Origin of the sequence: Vibrio gallaecicus, from assembly GCF_024347495.1 — a bacterium.
In the GTDB taxonomy this organism is placed as follows: Bacteria; Pseudomonadota; Gammaproteobacteria; order Enterobacterales; family Vibrionaceae; genus Vibrio; species Vibrio gallaecicus.
In genome coordinates, this window is record NZ_AP025491.1 from 965,360 (window position 1) to 983,591 (window position 18,232).

Below are 18,232 nucleotides of genomic sequence, written 5' to 3' on the forward strand. Positions count from 1 at the left end.
CAAGAAAAAGAAGCCACGCGAGATTCACTAAGTAACCAAAGTTACTGATGCGGAGAAATGAATAACGTTGAACTCAAAGAGCCGAAAAACACCCTACGCACGATGAGATTTGGTTGCACAACTTTCGAAAATCGAACAGGTGTAAAGTATAGAAACTAGACTAGGCTCTTTGACTATAAACGCTTTTCTACTTTTGCAAACTAACGCCGTGTTAAGCAGTGAGCAACGCCCACTAAACTCAAGACAACATATCATAATCACTACACTAAAACTTGATACCCAAAGTCGCAAGCGTTGAGAATCTGTCTTGAACACTTTGTTAGTTTGCCACCACGATGAAGCTAGAGCTCAGCGCCAAGGTGCTGAATAATTTGAGAAACCACCAGCTTTAGTCCTACAACTTAAATAAACAGCTCTGAACGCAGCCCAACCAAAAAAGCGAACTTGGCTAAGAAGACTTTCACAGAACTCAGCTACAACGAATACCCAACTTCAAGATCCACACAGGAACCAAAGCATCAAAGAAACAGCACTAGAGAACTTTGAGAAATGAACCTTACTGACACGAAAGAAATGAATAACACGGAAGCCAATTAACTGTAAAACTGACTACGTGAGATGAGAATTTCGATGACAAATATTTGGGAACTACCCGGTGAATAGCAAGAACGTAGAGCTAAGCTTTTAGACCAAAAATGCTTTTCTACCCTTTGCAAACTAACGCCTTGTTAAGGGGTGAGCAACGCAATACCGATGCCACCGCATACTACCTTAAACACTAAAACCAACGCATAGTAAAAATGCCACGCGTTGCGAATCCATCTTGAACAATTTGTTAGGAGTTTTATTCATAGCGTTCACAATCTTTCGGTATGTCTATATATGTTTCATTTGCCCTCCAGTCCTGAGTCTGAGGGTCAAAGTAAAGCTCATACGTTGAGACGCTGTTATATGTACCCGATGTTATCTGATTTCCAATAGTAACGATATTTGGCTCTGAAATAGTGAAAATCCAAACATTGTCACCTGAAACTAGCTCAAGGCGGCTATCAGAAACAAACGAAGCCTCTTCTGTAGAAAAGAACTCTCTAGGATAACTTTCACAATACCACTTTAAATTCTGACCATAAGAGCTATAGACAGTTCTCATGTTGAATTTCTCGTACAAATCTTTTGTGGTTACTTGCTCTGCTCCGTTAGAGTTGAATGCAAACAATGTTAAAACGACACTAAAAATCAATTTCATGCTCAAACTCCTAACGCCGCGTTAAGTAGTGAGCAACGCCACCACCCAACCTAAAACCTTGCCACCTTAAACACTAAAGCTGATTCAAACCAAAAATGCCGAGCGTTGGGAATCTGTCTTAAACGCTTTGTTAGTTTGCTACTCGATGCAGCCAAAGTTTAGCGCCAAGGTGCTGAATTGGTTATAAAACTACTGGCTTTGAACACCAATGTAAAATTGAAAACTACGGAACTCAAACCCAACCAACAAAACGAGTTCGGCTAAGAAGCGACATGCGATAAACAACCACGGTTTGAAGCACCTTAGCTGGCAAAGAATTCATTCGATGAACCTGACAACCAAGTGCGACAGAGCCATTCATTAGCGAATGAGCCACCAAGAAAAAGAAGCAGCGCGAGATGCACTAAGCGACCAAAGTTACTAACGCGGAGAAATGAATAACGCTACACTCAAAGAGCCGAAAAACACCCTACGCGCGATGAGATTTGGTTGCGCAACTTTCGAAAAGCGAACAGGTGTAAAGTGTAGAAACCTGACTAGGCTCTTTGACCAAAAACGCTTTTCTACTTTTGCAAACTAACGCCCAATTAAGTAGCTGGAAACGCTACTAATACGCTCAAATTTAACACCTTAATCACTGAAGCTAAACCGAGTTGAAAATGCCAAGCGTTGACAGTCTGCTTAAATTGCTTGTTAGGCGATTTTTTACAACGCCTACTTTCGCCCAACTTCGTGCTTTTCACTACGAGGTAATTCAGCATCTAAGTCATCCCAATTTGCCTTTGAAGTAACAAAGTTATGAGAAATAGGTCGTTCCGATATATCGGTATCCAAAATACCTAAACGAAGGCGAAACCTTTTCGGAGATTGAGAATTGGAACTATAGATTGGACTTCCGCAAGTTTGACAAAAGTACTTACGCTTACCCTCACTGCTTTCATAAAAAGTAAGAGTCTTATCGTTATCAATTAACTTTAAGTCTTCAGCGTCAATGAAACCATTGGTGGCATAGGCACTTCCGCTAGCCTTACGGCACAAAGAACAATGGCAATGAATAATATCGGTAACTCCACCATTTAATGACAACTGGATTGAGCCACATAAACAACTTCCTTTGTACATTTATACTCCTTAGCTAAAACTTTGCCTATTCGCCTAACGCCGCATTAAGGTGTGAGCAGCGCTTGCCTATACTTTGAGCAAAGCGAAAACGGCAAGCGTTGCGAATCACTCTTAAATGCTTTGTTATATTTATGCCCTAGAACTCAACAATACACCACTGCCCATCGAAATAAACAAACCAGCCGTAACTTTAGACAATTTCCTTTCAAAATTAGATATAGAAAAACAACGACTTAAATAAGATATACCATAAGAATAGAGCAGATGAACTATCGTCACTATCGCGCAAATTGTTATGTACATAATAGAAAATTGACCGACATAAGGTTTAGCCACATCAAGAAACTGAGGTAAGAAAGCGGAAAGAAAAATCATAGTTTTAGGGTTACTCGCTGACACTACAAATGCTTCCACAAATAGACCTGTAGTAGATTTAGGTACTGCCCCTTTGTCATACTCCCCCGACGGAAGAGTAAAAGACCTTACCGAACATAAACTCTTAACTCCAAGATAGATGAGGTACGCCCCACCAAAAAGTTTCATTACAACAAACCAAGCTGGCAATCTAACGAGTAACTCACCGATACCAAAAGCAACCAAAGCAATTATGACTAATTGACAACACAGATTACCAAAGATTGTGATGAGAGCTGATTTCCACCCATACTGAACGCTATTTTTAAGGACCAGTATTACATTAGGTCCTGGAGACAACGTCGTAACAAGATAGGCAATTGAAAACAAAGCCCAAGTTTCTATATTCATTGAATACTCCTTTACTCAAAAAATAATATAACGCCGCATTAAGGTGTGAGCGACGCTTGGCTATACTTGAGCGAAGCGAAACTGCCAAGCGTTGCGAATCACTCTTAAATGCTTTGTTATGCGTAATTTTTGACGTACTTTGTCATTGCTGTTTCCGAGACTGACAAACCGTCGATTCTATATTGATCTTTGAACTCTCCAACAACATCGAACCCTGCTTTTAAGTAGAGGTTCTTTGCTGGGAAATTCTCTGATAGTACACAAAGATCAAGCCAGTCAATTTCGGCTTTTTCTTGGCAGAAATTTATAACCGCATCAATGAGTCGTTGACCAATACCTTGCTTCCGGCAGGAAACATCTACGCCCATACCAAGTAGAACTCGATGAGAACGGTTATCATCACCATGGTGGCGAAGATCAATGTGACCTTTGATACTTCCAGAGGTGTCTTTTACAACCCAGAGCTTTCTCCAACCTAAAACGCCAAAGTGATGGGAAAAACCTTGGATAAACTTATCTTTTGTTGCTTCTGGAATTTCACTTTGCTCTCTGGACATTGGCTGGAAAAGAGGAACTTCTCCATTACCATTTTCAGACAGCTGATTTTCAAGATACGCAAAGAATGAATCTAAATCCGATTTTTCCGCTTCTACTACTTCCATCTAATACTCCGTAGTCCATCGATTACGCATAACGCCGCGTTAAGTGGTGAGCAACGCCAACCACCCTACCTAAACCATTGTGACATAAACACTTAACTCAAAGTAAGCCGAAAATGCCAAGCGTTGGGAATCCGTCTTAAACGCTTTGTTATGAGCGTGGTTCAGCTAGGTGCTCTATGCCCAATTCTTGCTGTTTGCGCTTAATTAGACCACTCGCGACAATTCGGTATGATTCCGATAAATAGTACTTTAGGTCATCGTCTAATTTGCCTGAAGTCTCAACCTGCTGTATCCACTTCATTCCACGACTAGCAAAATATGGAGCCGGTTTATAACCTTCACAATCTCTTAGAAAGTCGAAGTTTAAGTTGGAGGTTTTAAACGTGAATGCAGCTTGGGAACCATCGCTCCAACCACCTATGGCAAAGACTTTACCACCAACCTTCCATACATCGGAATTACCCCATTGAGCGACGTGACTCGTTCCAGCAAAAGAGCCGAAAAAATGGTTAAATTCTTCGTAATTCATGCTGATTTCCCTATTAGCTCATAACGCCAAATTAAGGTGTGAACAACGCTAACGCCTCACCTAAAGCATTGTGCCATAAACACTAAACTGGCTTGAAGTGAAAGCGCCCAGCGTTGTGAATCACTCCTAAATTTATTGTTAGCACTCTATTGCCAAGTTTTGCTCAATAAACGGTGTAATCTTAATAACGAATCAGACGTCCTAGGGCATACATACTTATAATTAGGAGTGTCGTATTTAGCTCCCGGCTTTACAATGCTCTTTATTGCCTTGGCTAATGACTTTAATTTATCACAATCATGAGGGTGAATTTTAAATGTTAGGCTATTAAAAATATCTTCAGAGTAGTCGTGATCATTATCATTCATCCAATTTGTAACACTACTGCTCTTCGGTACATTTCCCGTCATTCTTATCGTTATTTGTTCCTTAGACTCTACGACTGCGAACATCTTACAAAAGTAGCTATATAATTGTTTCTTGGCTCCAATATCTCCATCCGTACGATCGTCGATTATAAAAGTGGAACCCCTTGAGGTATCTTTTAGCCGCTTATCAGAAAAGCCCTCATATTCATCAAATAACACTTGTTTCAGATCGTTAAATTTACTCATTATTACCCCTAAATTTGAACACATGGATTGAGTGCTAACGCCCAATTAAGTTGCAGACCAACGCAAACCTGAACCTAAAGCAACGCACCGATTACACCCAAACCATTTGGAACTGAAAATGCCACGCGTTGGCTGTCAGCTTAAATTGCTTGTTAGCCCTGTTTTAACGACTTGAGGCTTGAATAAGAAACCCAAAGAACTAAAGCAGCTAGTATATTTAACGTTACAGTCAATTCGTTGAATGTAACGCTTATCGGGAGTTTAACTCCCGTAGACAGTGCAAATGAGAAATCAGGGGGTTCAATGCCTATTAGTTGTACAAAATAAAGTCCCATGATCAATTTAAGTGACCATAACTGCTTCTTAAAAAGACCGTAAAAACTGGCAATATTAAGGCTAACAATCAACAAAATAGGTAATAATACAAGTAGTAAATCCGAAAAAGGAAACTGAGACATTTGGGAAAGTACAGCAAATGATATCAACGAAACCCCGATTAAAGCTATTCCCTGTAATACCAGCAAAAACTTCGTTCTTTTTATATGAAATTCAAACAATTTTAAATCCTATTTTAAGGGCTAACGCCCAATTAAGTAGCTGACAACGCTACCAATACACTTAAATCTACCACCGAAATCACTGAAGCTAAACCGAGTTGAAAATGCCAAGCGTTGGCAGTCTGCTTAAATTGCTTGTTAGCCCAATTTTTCCAACGTTAGAGAACGATAGCTTCCACACCCAATGCCGTTATCTTGATAACCAGCCAAACTTTCGAACACATTGAAATGAGATACCACGATTACCTTTGAGTAATTCGTGTATCTAGACAACACATTTTCTGCACGGCTTTTAAGTGCATCCCAGGACTCATACGGAACATTACCAGCCTCCGCATTATGTTTCAGTGAAGTACGATGATCATGCCAACGGCGATCTCTTTCTGAAAGTTCTACGTAACCACCATCTAAGTCTGCCCGCCACTCTCGTAAATCATGTTCAACAAAGAGATCTAAACCTAGTTTACGATTAATAATTTCAGCAGTTTGGAGCGCTCTTGTATACGGGGAAGATATGATTACTTCTGCTTTTTCCAGTTGAATGTCTTTAACAACCTCGTGCAATTCATGAATGTAGTCTCTATTTAAAGGGGCATAATCTTTTTCTAGTTGGGTCATTTTTCGCTCGTCAGATAACGAATAGTCAGGCACACCATGCCTTACAAATACAATTTCCATTTGTACTAAATCTCCATTTTTACCGCATTGGGCTAACGCCCTGTTAAGGTGTGAGCAACGCAATACCGATGCTACCGCATACCACCTTAAACACTAAAACCAACGCATAGTAAAAATGCCACGCGTTGCGAATCACTCTTAAACAGTTTGTTATGCGTTTCCTTCCAACAAGCTGCTGTCATACCAGATATCTTCGTAGCCATTGTTATCTATTAGGAAGCGGTAGCCAGGAGGCAAACCAAGATAAGCTTGCACTTGAGGTAGGTATTTAGCTATATGCTCAACATGTAGCGGGTCAAAGAAGTCTGCGTTTGAAGATAACTCTTCACCGCACCAGATATACCAACCATTAGTACCATTTTCGGGAGCGACTCTCATACCATTAATAGGAATCTGACTTAAGGTAGAAAGTGCAATTCCTAGTTTGCTATCGGCTTCCGGATGTTCCTTTGCTAAATCTTTAAACTGATTATCCAACTCTTCCTCCTGACGCATAACGCCCAATTAAGTAGCTGACAACGCTACTAATACACTCAAATTTATCACCTAAATCACTGAAGCTAAACCGAATTAAAAATGCCAAGCGTTGGCAGTCTGCTTGAATTGCTTGTTAGGTTACTTATTCTCGGCAATGCGCCATAACACACCGCTAGGGTCTGTTATACAAAACTCAAACATTCCCCACGGCTGCTCAACAAGTGCCGTGACCTTTACACCAAACTCTTTGTCTAAATTCAGCTTTAGGATATGTTCATACCAACTTTGGGCATCTTCGACTAAAAGGTGCATCATGAAATTGTTGCTGTGAACCGGTTCATAGAAATCTTGGAGCAAGAAAGAGCAAGAACCAGATTTAAAATATGCGATACCTTCAAACTCAGATGCCATATCAAAGCCAATAATCTGATAAAAGCGCTTAGAGCATTCAAAGTCTTTAGCGGGAACAAAAGACTTTATTTCTACAGTGTTCAGGTTTTCCATTTCCATCTCCGTTTTATAGCGAATGCTTGTAGCCTAACGCCGCGTTAAGTAGTGAGCAACGCCACCACCCTACCTAAAACCTTGCCACCTTAAACACTAAAGCTGACCCAAACTGAAAATGCCAAGTGTTGGGAATCTGTCTTAAACGCTTTGTTAGTTTGCTTACATGATGCAGCCAAAATTTAGTGCCAAGGTGCTGAATTAGTTACAAAAATACTGGTTTTGAACGACAATGTAAAATTGAAAACTACAGAACTCTAACCAAGACAACAAAACGCACTTGGCTAAGAAGCGACATGCGCTGCACGACCACAGTTTGAAGTACTTTGGCTGACAAAGGATTCATTCGACCAACCTGACAACCAAGTGCAACAAACCAACCTTTCTTCGACCAACTCACAGAGAAAAAGAAGCAGCACGAGATACACTAAGCAACCAAAGTTACGGATGCGGAGAAATGAATAACGTTGGACTCAAAGAGCTGAAAGACAACCCACGCGCGATGAGATTTGGTTGCACAATTTTCGAAAAGCGTACCGGTGTAAAGCATAGAAACCAGACTAGGCTCTTTGACCAAAACGCTTTTCTACCTTTGCAAACTAACGCCCAATTAAGTAGCTGACAACGCTACCAATAAACTCAAATTTACCATCTAAATCACTGAAGCTAAACCGAGTTGAAAATGCCAAGCGTTGGCAGTCTGCTTAAATTGCTTGTTATGGCGCAATTCTCAATGATGGCCACCTGACCAGCCAACCTTTTTGACTTACCCGTTGTTCAAATGTTTCTAGTGACCTTTTGGAATTATGTGTGACGCAGTAATTAAACAAAGATTCAAACCCAAATGACGAAATACATTCATATTGGTTTGGACCTACTTTTCGGATGGCAATCGCTGTTTCTTTTTCTGGCCAGTAACTCATTGCATCCAATGAACTCGTATATGGAGCATCACCATTACGCTCATGCATCACGGCTTGATTACGTACTTGCCAATTAAGTTCAGGCATCCAACTATTAAGTTGTGCTTGATATAACAAGTAAGATTCAGAATGTAATTCATCAGGAACAAAATAGATAACATCCACATCGTTCAGTCGTGTCGGCTTTTCGAAGTTGTGTAATGAATCCCAAACCAGATTACGAACAAAGCCTGCGGCTATAAAGCACTGGGGCAAACCCAGTTGTGCAACACAATTTAAGGCCTTTACCCTAGTTGAGTCTTGCTTGATTAATTCTACGATTTTGTTCATTTTCGACCTGCGCCATAACGCCCAATTAAGTAGCTGACAACGCTACCAATACTCTCAAATTTATCACCGTAATCACAAAGCTAAACCGAGTTGAAAATGCCAAGCGTTGGCAGTCTGCTTAAATTGCTTGTTAGGTATATTGCGAGCGAGCACTAGTTGCTATGAATAAGACTCAACGCCCTTCCTTTAGAGTCAGTAAAATTGTTGCAAACTCCAATCCGAATGGTGTCTACAATCCACCAAATGCCAAAGCCACCTCCGGTCAAAAACATCAATATACCAGTGCCAATTTTTCCATACACAAACCTATGAATACCTAACCAACCGAAGAGTAAACAGACAAAAAAGGCTACCACACCATCTGAATTTCGACATGTCGTATCTCTGGAAGACATGAACTCTTGTTTATGATTACAAGTGCCACATACATTGGCAGTCTCTGGTATTGACTGACCACAATTTCGACAAAAAACATTCATATTTTACTCATTATCCTTAAAGTATTTGTTTATCCATAAACTCGGATACCTAACGCCGCATTAAGGTGTGAGCGACGCTTGGCTATACTTGAGCGAAGCGAAACTGCCAAGCGTTGCGAATCACTCTTAAATGCTTTGTTATGTGCGTACTAAACATTACCACTGCAAGACGAGTTAAAAGAAAACATACGTACTTCATCACGTGGAAACCAACCTAGTTTTTCATAGCAATATTGAGCATTCAGGTTTTCATTGGCAACAAATAAGTGAGTTTTAGCTATACCAATTTTCGATAATGCATCGACCGCTGAGGATATGAGTTTGGCACCAATGCCTTTGCCTCGACAATTCGCGTTTACAGCCAAATGTTGTACGTAGCCTCGACGACCATCTGTACCAACTAAAATTGCACCAACAATAGTGTCACCATCTACAGCGACAAAGCTGAGATTGGGGTTACGTTCTAAGTATTTACCTATGTTTTCTCTAGAGTCTGAATCACGCAGCAACATAGCTTCTGTTTCAGACCAAAGCTCAATAACTTGAGAGTAATCCGAGATATCCATTTCTCTAATCAATGCCATTTTCCTTCTAAGCACATAACGCCGCGTTAAGTAGTGAGCAACGCCACCACTGTACTTAAAATATTGTGCAGTAAACACTAAAGTTAAATCAAACCGAAAATGCCGAGCGTTGGGAATCTGTCTTAAACGCCTTGTTAGGCGTCTGTTGACTCGATTAATCTTGTACTAGGTTTTTCATTCGATAACACATGGACAAGATCGTTCATAGATATGAAGACAAAGTGCATTACCTTATGGTTTTTATAATCTTCTTTAGTGTGTGTTCTTGCTGCATACAAATCAGCCCATTGTGAGTTAGAAACTATCAACGTAGGGTAAGTCCAGCTCATGAATTTTTCTGAACAGCACTTCGGAAGTGTTTCTGGTAAATCAATGAGTCCATATGATTCATCTTCCCACTTCAAGGCGATCGGATTTTCAAAAGTCAGCTCAAGATCCTTAGCGTAACCTCCAGTGACTCTGGAAAAATGCAGAATTACAGTTAACCGAGCACAACGCTCTGATTCCCATTTATATGAGATATCAGAACATGGAAAATCCAATTCTTTAAATATTTCCCACTTGATCATAAATCTCCCTACGCCTAACGCCGCACTAAGCGGACTAAAATAATGGGTTATAATGTGTAGCGAAGCGAAACGTAACCCACTGTTTTAGTTACGTTTAAGTGCCTTGTTAGAATTTGTCAACTACTCAACTTTCCTCTTAAAATAAGCAACCTTATTTCTATTAGAAAGAGAGTTCCATTCTCGCTCTGTACTTGTTTTATAATTTGAACCACCCCATATGCCAATAACTAAGTTTGCATGCTGTATTGAAACCAACTCCCAACCATCAGAAGTTAATTTGGCAAACCCTCTATTAAATGGGTTGTAATCTAAAGCTTCTCCAAGGTCTGCAAGATTTTCATATTTCACTTCTCCATTTGTTGTGAAGTAATGTATGTAGCAGTCATATTCCCAGCCTTTCAACTCGCCTTTAAATATAAGCATCGTTGTTTTATGAATTGGATTTGATGAATTTAGATTTAACGTACAATGTTCCCACATACATGACTCCTTAAGAATTCTAACGCCCAATTAAGTAGCTGACAACGCTACCAATACACTCAAACTGAATACCGAAATCACTAAACCTAAACAGAACTGAAAATGCCAAGCGTTGACAGTCTGCTTAAATTGCTTGTTATGAATATTTTTCAATGGCGGCTGTAGAACCATGCTTATTTCGAATTGTCATTAGGTAGAGTCCAATAGAAGCGGCAATTGAAATTGCAATGATACTAGACCAAGTAAAACTGTAGCCATAGCTGTCAATAAGATAACCGACCACGATAAAACTTGGCATAACTAAAACGCTTCGTAGTGTAACTAGAACTCCCTGAATACGCCCTCGGTGACTAGAAGGTGAGTTATTAGCTAAATATATGCCTTCTTTCGTCAATAAGAGAACCTCACCTGCTGATAGAAATAGCCAAGCTATAAAGTGTATGGGAATACTAGGAAAAAACATGACTAGTGCGTAGCCAAAAGCAAACATAAACCCGGCATATGCCAAACTAATTGTTTCAGCTTTACCTGACGTAATTTTCATTAAAACTGGCGTAATAAGCACAACAATTACACACGCATAAGTCATCAGTTGACCAAATACAATTGGACCTTTTTCACCAAATATATGGCTTAAATATAATGGACTTGCCATTGTCATTTGGTTTAATGAATACCACAACAACCCACAAAGGAATGTAAAGAATAAGAGTCTAGGTCTTGACCACAATACTGCCCAGACAGAACCAGAAACGGGCATTTCTAACTCATTATCAGTTGTGTGGTCAATTTCTGGCTGTGCCTTAATAAACATAGCCACAATCACAACACCAAGTAATGCAGCAAAGCCATTACCAAAGAATATCCATTCTGTGTGGCTCCAAAACAAATACCCAGCCATAATTGGACCTAGAGCTGATCCAAAATTATAGGCAAGATAGCTCAGCGACATGACTGCGTCGCGATTATTCTTATTAGATAAATCTGCGACTAAAGCGTTACTTGCCGGTAATGCCAAACCAATAAAGAAATATGCACCAAATAAAAACGCTGGTACTAAAAAAGTATTATCAGGAAAGAAGCCACACCAAATAAGCAATAAAGCACCGGAAAATTCTCCAAATACCATGACTCGCTTATGCCCTAAAACATCAGATAATTTACCACCAATAAAGCTACCTAATAGATAAGTTCCAGTAACCCCCATAGCTAAAGAGCCCGCGACTGTTGCTGAGTAACCTAACTTATCTGTTAATAGTAAAACGAGAAATGGAATAATAAAATTACCCATACCTAAGATCATTCTAGCTACAGCTAGATAATAAATATTCGCTGGCAAACCTCGATAAATCGAAATTGCGGATGAAAATTTCTGGAACATGAAACTCCTAAAATATTGTAATGATACGTATATTCATAACGCCGCATTAAGGCGAACTTAACAATAAATTTAACACTTAAAATTCAACACTTTAAATATGGCTACTCACCTAAAATCAGGGCACTATGTAGCAAATGTGTAGCTTTATAGTTCTATGTTCTTACAACCAAAAAAACTCTTTCTAACACATGTCTGGACAGAAGCTAGTTAGATTAAATCGGCTAGACTCCCACTTTCAGATAACATTTCGTATCCAAAAACATCAAAGACCACCATTATTTGCGGTGGTCGATTTGCTCGGAAGTGGAAAAAGCTGTCACCCGATATGTTTAACTCCAGACTAAATTTGATTTTCTAGTATGTATGCAGTAAGTACCAGTATAAACTCCTACCTCGACCTATCACACCGTTACTTAGCTCATAAGCAAGTCCATTCTACTCATCTCAACATTAGCCTTACCCGATATAAATGCGTTTCTTTGAGCTTCGTAAACTTCTATACACTTGCTATACTGCTCTTCCCTTAGTTTGTTTGTATCAACAAATGTTTTAATAACACCAGCCTCAACTCTGGTACAGTTTAAATTACTAATGGATGTAAGGAAAAACATACCAAGTAACTCATCATTGTCACCCAAATATGGCTTGGCAATGTCCACCTCATTCAATCCTGGAGTTCTCCACTTTTCTTCAATGTTGATGGCGAAGTCTTTCTCAGGGCAGAAAAGATACTTTGTCACTGAGTGAATGGCTTTAGCAATCCCCAGCCTTGGGTTTTTCATTTGTAGCCGTAGGATTAGTCTCTCAACGGAGTGGACCGAAAACCTAATATTGCTGTCATAGATGGACAACACGCCATTGACCCTGGCTATGTATGCACCAGCGAACTTCAGGGAGCTTTCATCGAACAGGACAATCATGCCATAGATGGTTTTCTCATCGATGTAGAAGCCTGACATTGTTTTATCTTGAAATAGATTCTTTACCTGCTTTCTGAGGTTCTTTTCGCCCTTCTCTTTGATGTGTATCTTCTTGAGGTTTTCAACGCATTCCCTTTGTAGAAACTTTCTTGCCTTTACTGAATACTTCTGATCAATAGGAAGTGTTGGGTCCAAAACAAACTTATTAGCGGTAGTGCTCATACTTCATTCCATTTCTGGTATTGGTGGAACATCAACAGCCACAATTATTTTGTCCATATTTGTGGCCAGTGACTGTTATCTTTGGGAGTTACGATTCATTTAATAGCCATCTATTGCAGGATGGTAATCAACGTCCACGTAATTATCCCATTCAGCGTCCCACGCTCTGGAAATATGATTGTTAATTAGCTCGCCGTCTAGATAGAAGAACTCTCGGTAATTGCGCCCAATCTCGCTCTCCACTTGTTCAATCACAAGCTTCTCAGCATCTTCGATTGTCCACGGGTTATCTTTCTCTCTGACAAACTCAATGCAGATATAGCCCCAATCATGCAGATAGTCTTTGTCGCCATTCTCCGACCCGCCGGGAGCGATTAGACCACGTTGTTGTAATTCATCTACTGTGAGCAAACGTGCACCGATACGTTCAGCGAAGCCTTTGTTTAAGTATTCCTCTTGGAAGCTCTTTCTAGTCGTGATGAAATCACCTTCAACCTCTTTGTAGTCAAAAAGCTCCAAATCATCGTTGAACACTACAAGTAAGGAACTTTGCAGGTCAGGGTTAAACGGATTGATGGTAGCGCTAAACTCGTTTTGTTTGAGTCTTTTCAGGTAGGTGTCTAAAGCATGGAAAGATGGGTAACCAGTCTCTTGAGCGGCAACTTCAAGTGCTTTCATGTGACCGATTTTCTTCTCTTTTTTGATAGCTTTAGCACGAGATTTTACTTTAGAAATGGATGGTCGGGCAATTTTAGTCATGGTCTTATTCCTACACGGATTAACCTTTAGATTCACTCCTAATCATCAGTCATTCCGCTTATCAAAATAAGATCAGCTAAAACGATAGATATGTTCATGGTTCCAATATTGGAGTTTGCCTTTGGAGTGGGCTGGCTGCCATATAGCCGCTGGATAAGATATCCAATGCATAGTTGATTGTCAAAATGTTTTATATTTCTTCAGGTTGCAACTTGTTATTTTATAAAGCCACCATTGTGTGCTGGGCAGTCATCTAGCCCTCAACCTCTCATGACAAAAATTGATCAACATTTATTGGATCTGACCAAACTATTTTGTACTCCGACACTTGTATGCCTGGTACTTGTATATTGGAGCTGGACATAAACAATTTAGACGTATAGACCTAAACCGTTTTAGTCAGATTAAATAAAAACATTTTGAAACTTTAACAACTAATACACTACTTTTCATAAATTCATCATTTTTTCAAACACACACATAAGTCCGTTTATAAAAGTAAAATCTACCGAGCCTTTAAATCTTATACCCTTGACTATGTTTACCTCTTAACCTTGTGCTCATGCGGTTGTCATGTCTAATCGACGCTTCTTACTCTTGTTTTTCAAAGTATTAGTCCTCTAAACACAGACTAACATTGAGATTCATCTTCACTTGACATAAAATCCAATCAGCTCTTTAGCGTTTTAATATAGTCGGGTGTTTAGCCAGACTCTAACTTATTGAACGGGTTTGCATGCGTTGTAAACGCATCCCAAACTCGTTCCTCATTTGGGATGCATCTACAACGCACCCTTAAGTAAAGAGCAAGAGCCCTAAGTGCTTATTTCTTAGGGCTCTTTTAAAATTTGAGGGGAAGTATGAATTTGTTACAGAGGCTATCCATAGAACTAGGAGTTTCTGAGTCTCACATTTTAAGCATCACTGCATCAGGTCCATTAAAATATAAAGTCTATTCAATACCCAAAAGGACACATGGTAGACGAATCATTGCTCATCCATCTAAAGATTTAAAAAAACTCCAAAAGTCGTTTATCAAACTCCACAACTTCCCAATCCATACTAATGCTATGGCTTACAAGGAAGGGGTGAGTATCAAGGATAATGCTAGCTTTCATAAATCTAATAAATATCTATTAAAAATGGATTTTGAAAACTTTTTCAATTCAATTACTCCTGTTCTTTTCTGGAATGTTTGGAACCAACATTTCCCTAAATCTTCATACTTTGACAAGAAGATAATTGAAAATATACTTTTTTGGGCCCCCAACATACATGAAAGAGAACGATTGATTTTAAGCGTTGGTGCACCAAGTTCACCTATGATTTCTAATTTTTGTCTTTTTCAGTTTGATAGCATCCTGACCCACTACTGTATTGAACGTAGTATCTTCTTTACCAGATATGCCGATGACCTGACTTTTTCAACTGATACTCCTGACCTACTCAAAACCTTACCAGGTGTCATTTCAAACCTATTAAGGCAACTTTACGAAGGGCAGATAGAAATCAATAACCAAAAAACTGTTTTCTCCTCACAAGCACACAACAAGCATGTAACTGGTATTACAATTACACCCGAAGGGAAGCTGTCAATTGGACGTTCACGGAAAAGATATATTAAACATTTAGTTCACCAATATATATTAAACAAATTAAAAAGCTCAGATTTCAACCACTTAAGAGGTTTATTGACCTTTTCAATGCATATAGAACCCCAATTTATCACATCATTGGAAAATAAATATTCGACAAATATTATAGAAAATATCGTAAGAGGGATAAATGAGCAAAATTAATCGAAGCATTAGACATCTAGAAAATAATGCGAATAATGGAAACATTTCATCGTCATTCCAGTTATTTCAAGACTTTGAAAGTGGCGAAGGTGTAAACGTAGATCCACATAAGGCGGTTAAGTATTTTAAGCAATGCGCTACCGCTCTTTCATTTTCTGAAGAAAAAATTGAATGTCCTAGAAATCGAATCACGTTAAAAGATATTGAATTATTCTATTTTAGGAAATTTACTCATTTACCAATACGATTTGAAGAAGATATCACTGTATTCATAGGTGGAAATGGTTCTGGAAAAACTACAATTTTAGAAGCGATAGCTCGCACATTTTCGTGGATTAATGCTCGAATTGTTTTTCAAGGAAGGAACGGTCGCACTCTAGATGACTATGATGTAACTATTGGTGAACTAACCAATTCAGAAGTAAACACTACTTTTGGTTTGGGTGAGCACACTACATATAAAGGGGCTTTAGTTCGTCCAGCCAAAGGACTCGAGTCTGCTAAATCAAGTAAACTGGAAGAATATCGGAATCTTTCAAATCTCTTTAGAGTTGTCAACAGTCGAATGAGAACGTTGACGAAGAAAGAAATCGACATCCCGCTACTTGCATATTATTCAGTAGATCGCTCATACATAAAGTCAAACCTTACATTTGATCTAGAGAAAGTATCAAGCGGAGAACAAGAATCTAGATTCGATGTTATCGATAAATCTGTTTTAGATGGTACCGGTAATGTTAACGACTTCCTTAAATGGTTTATATATTCAGACAACTTATCAGATGATAAAGAAATAGCATCTTTAACAAAAATTCGAGCAGAAATATCTGCCTTAGAGAGTATTGTTACGGATGATTCATCGCCTCTACATGCTATTTTAGAAACTAAACGAAATGATGAGAATGAATTAAGTAAGAAACTATCACAATCTAACAAAAAAAACATATCTTCAAGTATTCAATATGTTAAAGATGCCATAACATCAGCCGTTCCTAGTGTTTCGGACCTTTTTGTTGATCGTTCATCTGGCAGAGCAGAAGTCCGAATAGTGAATGAAGGCGTCAACATCAACATATCTCAAGCGTCGAAAGGGCAACAAGTATACATAGCCTTAATCGCTGACATTGCTAGAAGACTAATGAGCTTAAATCCAACATTAACAAATAAGTTGAATGGACAAGGCATTATATTAATTGATGAAGTAGAACTACATTTACATCCCGAATGGCAAAAAAATATTCTATACAAACTCACATCGACCTTTCCTAATATTCAATTTATCGTTACAACACATAGCCCTATAGTTTTATCCGGTGTTAAAAGTCAGAATATTCGAACTTTAGGGACTAACATCGAAGGCATTGACGTAGCAGTGTCTCCATTAGCTCAGAGCTATGCTCGTTCTCCTTCTGATGTCCTTGAAACTATAATGCATGTCGATGTTTCAACTAGCTTTCCCGAGACATCAAAACTAGAAAAATATAGAAAAATTGTTGAACAGGGTAATTATCAATCTAATGATTCGAAGCAACTTCGAAAGGAATTAATTGAAGCTCTTGGTAGTTCGCACGAGGAACTAGTTCGATTAGATATGGTTGTAAGGAGAAGGGAGTTGCTAGGGTGAGAGCGATTAAAAAAGGAGTAGCTGATCGCTACCTAGCCTCAAAAAATATTAACCCACCAACAACACCTAGCCAAGCAACTAAAGCTTGGGATCGATTCAGGAGAAAATCCCGAACATCTAAGTTATGTTATAACGAACAATATGGGCTCTGTGGGTACAGTGAAATAAGTATAGACAATCTATATCCTATACTAGACAAGCAAAACAATGAGATCAGCAAGTTTTTGGGGGCACATCTCGAACATGTCGATCCAAAAAGCAGAAACCCGCTTACTACTTTTTCTCACTCAAACTTAATTATATCTGCGGTTGATGATATTAAAGCTCGAGGGCTAGTCCGTAAAGATGTATTTGGTGGACACCATAAACTCAAGAAGTATAGTGATACTTCATTTGTATCCCCCTTATGGTCTAACTGCCGTAACTACTTTCACTATGAAAGCAACGGAAAAGTAGTGCCTAATGAAATGCTTCCGAATAACCGAGAAAAAGCTAAAGCTCGTCTAACAATCTACATTCTAAATCTGAACGCGCCTTTATTGGTAAACTTGAGGAGGACGTGGCTTAATGAACTTGATAAATTAATTTTAAAGGCAAGCTCTAAGCAAGAGTTAATAGATTTAGCTGAAATTGAACTTTCTCCTATAAATGGAACACTCCGACCATTTCATTCAGCTCAAACACAACTTTTGGGGCAACTTGGCACGCGAATTTGCAATGAATTAGGTCTATAGCCTTTATGGTTCTATTCACTCATCCCTGAGATTAAAAAGGGATTTGTAAACAAGTATACTTAGTACCTATGCTCGCTAAAGCCTATCTTGGTAGTGGTAATCAGCATTCATACACACTGAACATTACTTGTTAGCCAGTGGTAAATCATCTTTATTTGGCATCTTCTTAACGATACCAATATTTATCGGTAAATATGCGTAGCTCTTAAATAAAACTAGAGCATTATCATACTGTTAAATGGATTTTCATATCAATAACAGGGTTGCTTAAATA

At 38.9% G+C, this 18,232-nt stretch carries 21 protein-coding genes; 3 read left to right on the forward strand and 18 right to left on the reverse strand.

All coding sequences use genetic code 11. From position 1 onward, the window contains the following. Positions 1 to 844: 844 nt before the first annotated feature. From OCU78_RS18990 to OCU78_RS19075, 18 genes are all read right to left on the reverse strand, one after another. Positions 845 to 1,246, reverse strand: a complete 402-nt coding sequence (locus OCU78_RS18990; RefSeq protein ID WP_137375791.1) for a hypothetical protein — start codon at positions 1,244 to 1,246, stop codon at positions 845 to 847. A 714-nt stretch (positions 1,247 to 1,960) separates the two neighbouring features. Beyond that, complete coding sequence (locus OCU78_RS18995; RefSeq protein WP_261856038.1) at positions 1,961 to 2,368, reverse strand: GFA family protein; 408 nt, start codon at positions 2,366 to 2,368, stop codon at positions 1,961 to 1,963. A gap of 129 nt (positions 2,369 to 2,497) precedes the next feature. Continuing rightward, entirely contained in the window at positions 2,498 to 3,133 is a 636-nt protein-coding gene (locus OCU78_RS19000) for a LysE family translocator (RefSeq protein ID WP_137375730.1), read from the reverse strand. Between the two features lie 116 nt (positions 3,134 to 3,249). Further along, positions 3,250 to 3,795, reverse strand: coding sequence for a GNAT family N-acetyltransferase (locus OCU78_RS19005; protein ID WP_137375729.1), 546 nt, complete (start codon positions 3,793 to 3,795; stop codon positions 3,250 to 3,252). A gap of 148 nt (positions 3,796 to 3,943) precedes the next feature. Then, on the reverse strand, positions 3,944 to 4,324 hold the full coding sequence (locus OCU78_RS19010; RefSeq protein WP_137375728.1) for an MmcQ/YjbR family DNA-binding protein: 381 nt from the start codon (positions 4,322 to 4,324) through the stop codon (positions 3,944 to 3,946). Between the two features lie 146 nt (positions 4,325 to 4,470). Beyond that, positions 4,471 to 4,938 (reverse strand): hypothetical protein, encoded by a 468-nt coding sequence (locus tag OCU78_RS19015; RefSeq protein ID WP_137375727.1) that lies wholly within the window; start codon positions 4,936 to 4,938, stop codon positions 4,471 to 4,473. Positions 4,939 to 5,090: 152 nt separating this feature from the next. Then, positions 5,091 to 5,495: a hypothetical protein gene (locus OCU78_RS19020; RefSeq protein ID WP_137375726.1), complete on the reverse strand. Its 405-nt coding sequence runs from the start codon at positions 5,493 to 5,495 to the stop codon at positions 5,091 to 5,093. A 138-nt stretch (positions 5,496 to 5,633) separates the two neighbouring features. Beyond that, positions 5,634 to 6,173, reverse strand: a complete 540-nt coding sequence (locus OCU78_RS19025) for a histidine phosphatase family protein (protein WP_137375725.1) — start codon at positions 6,171 to 6,173, stop codon at positions 5,634 to 5,636. Between the two features lie 150 nt (positions 6,174 to 6,323). Continuing rightward, positions 6,324 to 6,650 carry an immunity protein Imm33 domain-containing protein gene (locus tag OCU78_RS19035; protein ID WP_240701804.1) on the reverse strand — a complete coding sequence of 109 codons (327 nt, stop codon included), beginning with the start codon at positions 6,648 to 6,650 and terminating at the stop codon, positions 6,324 to 6,326. 138 nt (positions 6,651 to 6,788) lie between these two features. Next, the gene (locus tag OCU78_RS19040) at positions 6,789 to 7,154 is read right to left on the reverse strand and encodes a VOC family protein (protein ID WP_137375723.1); all 366 of its coding nucleotides are present in this window, start codon (positions 7,152 to 7,154) and stop codon (positions 6,789 to 6,791) included. A gap of 716 nt (positions 7,155 to 7,870) precedes the next feature. Continuing rightward, positions 7,871 to 8,407, reverse strand: coding sequence for a nucleotidyltransferase family protein (locus tag OCU78_RS19045; protein ID WP_137375722.1), 537 nt, complete (start codon positions 8,405 to 8,407; stop codon positions 7,871 to 7,873). Positions 8,408 to 8,559: 152 nt separating this feature from the next. Next, on the reverse strand, positions 8,560 to 8,886 hold the full coding sequence (locus OCU78_RS23025; RefSeq protein ID WP_137375806.1) for a TM2 domain-containing protein: 327 nt from the start codon (positions 8,884 to 8,886) through the stop codon (positions 8,560 to 8,562). A 149-nt stretch (positions 8,887 to 9,035) separates the two neighbouring features. After that, entirely contained in the window at positions 9,036 to 9,470 is a 435-nt protein-coding gene (locus OCU78_RS19050) for a GNAT family N-acetyltransferase (RefSeq protein WP_167494086.1), read from the reverse strand. Between the two features lie 134 nt (positions 9,471 to 9,604). Next, positions 9,605 to 10,039, reverse strand: coding sequence for a hypothetical protein (locus tag OCU78_RS19055; RefSeq protein WP_137375567.1), 435 nt, complete (start codon positions 10,037 to 10,039; stop codon positions 9,605 to 9,607). 120 nt (positions 10,040 to 10,159) lie between these two features. Next, entirely contained in the window at positions 10,160 to 10,519 is a 360-nt protein-coding gene (locus OCU78_RS19060; RefSeq protein ID WP_137375568.1) for a hypothetical protein, read from the reverse strand. 136 nt (positions 10,520 to 10,655) lie between these two features. Then, the gene (locus OCU78_RS19065) at positions 10,656 to 11,900 is read right to left on the reverse strand and encodes an MFS transporter (protein ID WP_137375569.1); all 1,245 of its coding nucleotides are present in this window, start codon (positions 11,898 to 11,900) and stop codon (positions 10,656 to 10,658) included. A gap of 413 nt (positions 11,901 to 12,313) precedes the next feature. Further along, entirely contained in the window at positions 12,314 to 13,042 is a 729-nt protein-coding gene (locus tag OCU78_RS19070) for a hypothetical protein (protein ID WP_137375570.1), read from the reverse strand. 99 nt (positions 13,043 to 13,141) lie between these two features. Then, positions 13,142 to 13,801 (reverse strand): hypothetical protein, encoded by a 660-nt coding sequence (locus tag OCU78_RS19075; protein ID WP_137375571.1) that lies wholly within the window; start codon positions 13,799 to 13,801, stop codon positions 13,142 to 13,144. 860 nt (positions 13,802 to 14,661) lie between these two features. Here OCU78_RS19075 and OCU78_RS19080 point away from each other — a divergent pair. The 3 genes from OCU78_RS19080 to OCU78_RS19090 are packed head-to-tail and all read left to right on the forward strand — an operon-like array spanning position 14,662 to position 17,958. Further along, positions 14,662 to 15,600, forward strand: coding sequence for a retron St85 family RNA-directed DNA polymerase (locus OCU78_RS19080; RefSeq protein ID WP_137375572.1), 939 nt, complete (start codon positions 14,662 to 14,664; stop codon positions 15,598 to 15,600). Beyond that, positions 15,587 to 17,224, forward strand: a complete 1,638-nt coding sequence (ptuA, locus tag OCU78_RS19085; protein ID WP_137375573.1) for a retron Ec78 anti-phage system effector ATPase PtuA — start codon at positions 15,587 to 15,589, stop codon at positions 17,222 to 17,224. Before OCU78_RS19080 ends, ptuA begins: the two co-directional genes overlap by 14 nt. Continuing rightward, entirely contained in the window at positions 17,221 to 17,958 is a 738-nt protein-coding gene (locus OCU78_RS19090; protein ID WP_137375574.1) for a retron system putative HNH endonuclease, read from the forward strand. The genes ptuA and OCU78_RS19090 overlap by 4 nt, the downstream gene beginning before the upstream one ends. Positions 17,959 to 18,232 lie beyond the last annotated feature (274 nt).

Bases quoted from the DNA above. Each gene is read 5' to 3' on its own strand.
- OCU78_RS18990 (WP_137375791.1), bottom strand. From the start codon at position 1,246: ATGAAATTGATTTTTAGTGTCGTTTTAACATTGTTTGCATTCAACTCT.
- OCU78_RS18995 (WP_261856038.1), bottom strand. From the start codon at position 2,368: ATGTACAAAGGAAGTTGTTTATGTGGCTCAATCCAGTTGTCATTAAAT.
- OCU78_RS19000 (WP_137375730.1), bottom strand. From the start codon at position 3,133: ATGAATATAGAAACTTGGGCTTTGTTTTCAATTGCCTATCTTGTTACG.
- OCU78_RS19005 (WP_137375729.1), bottom strand. From the start codon at position 3,795: ATGGAAGTAGTAGAAGCGGAAAAATCGGATTTAGATTCATTCTTTGCG.
- OCU78_RS19010 (WP_137375728.1), bottom strand. From the start codon at position 4,324: ATGAATTACGAAGAATTTAACCATTTTTTCGGCTCTTTTGCTGGAACG.
- OCU78_RS19015 (WP_137375727.1), bottom strand. From the start codon at position 4,938: ATGAGTAAATTTAACGATCTGAAACAAGTGTTATTTGATGAATATGAG.
- OCU78_RS19025 (WP_137375725.1), bottom strand. From the start codon at position 6,173: ATGGAAATTGTATTTGTAAGGCATGGTGTGCCTGACTATTCGTTATCT.
- OCU78_RS19040 (WP_137375723.1), bottom strand. From the start codon at position 7,154: ATGGAAAACCTGAACACTGTAGAAATAAAGTCTTTTGTTCCCGCTAAA.
- OCU78_RS19045 (WP_137375722.1), bottom strand. From the start codon at position 8,407: ATGAACAAAATCGTAGAATTAATCAAGCAAGACTCAACTAGGGTAAAG.
- OCU78_RS23025 (WP_137375806.1), bottom strand. From the start codon at position 8,886: ATGAATGTTTTTTGTCGAAATTGTGGTCAGTCAATACCAGAGACTGCC.
- OCU78_RS19050 (WP_167494086.1), bottom strand. From the start codon at position 9,470: ATGGCATTGATTAGAGAAATGGATATCTCGGATTACTCTCAAGTTATT.
- OCU78_RS19055 (WP_137375567.1), bottom strand. From the start codon at position 10,039: ATGATCAAGTGGGAAATATTTAAAGAATTGGATTTTCCATGTTCTGAT.
- OCU78_RS19060 (WP_137375568.1), bottom strand. From the start codon at position 10,519: ATGTGGGAACATTGTACGTTAAATCTAAATTCATCAAATCCAATTCAT.
- OCU78_RS19065 (WP_137375569.1), bottom strand. From the start codon at position 11,900: ATGTTCCAGAAATTTTCATCCGCAATTTCGATTTATCGAGGTTTGCCA.
- OCU78_RS19070 (WP_137375570.1), bottom strand. From the start codon at position 13,042: ATGAGCACTACCGCTAATAAGTTTGTTTTGGACCCAACACTTCCTATT.
- OCU78_RS19075 (WP_137375571.1), bottom strand. From the start codon at position 13,801: ATGACTAAAATTGCCCGACCATCCATTTCTAAAGTAAAATCTCGTGCT.
- OCU78_RS19080 (WP_137375572.1), top strand. From the start codon at position 14,662: ATGAATTTGTTACAGAGGCTATCCATAGAACTAGGAGTTTCTGAGTCT.
- ptuA (WP_137375573.1), top strand. From the start codon at position 15,587: ATGAGCAAAATTAATCGAAGCATTAGACATCTAGAAAATAATGCGAAT.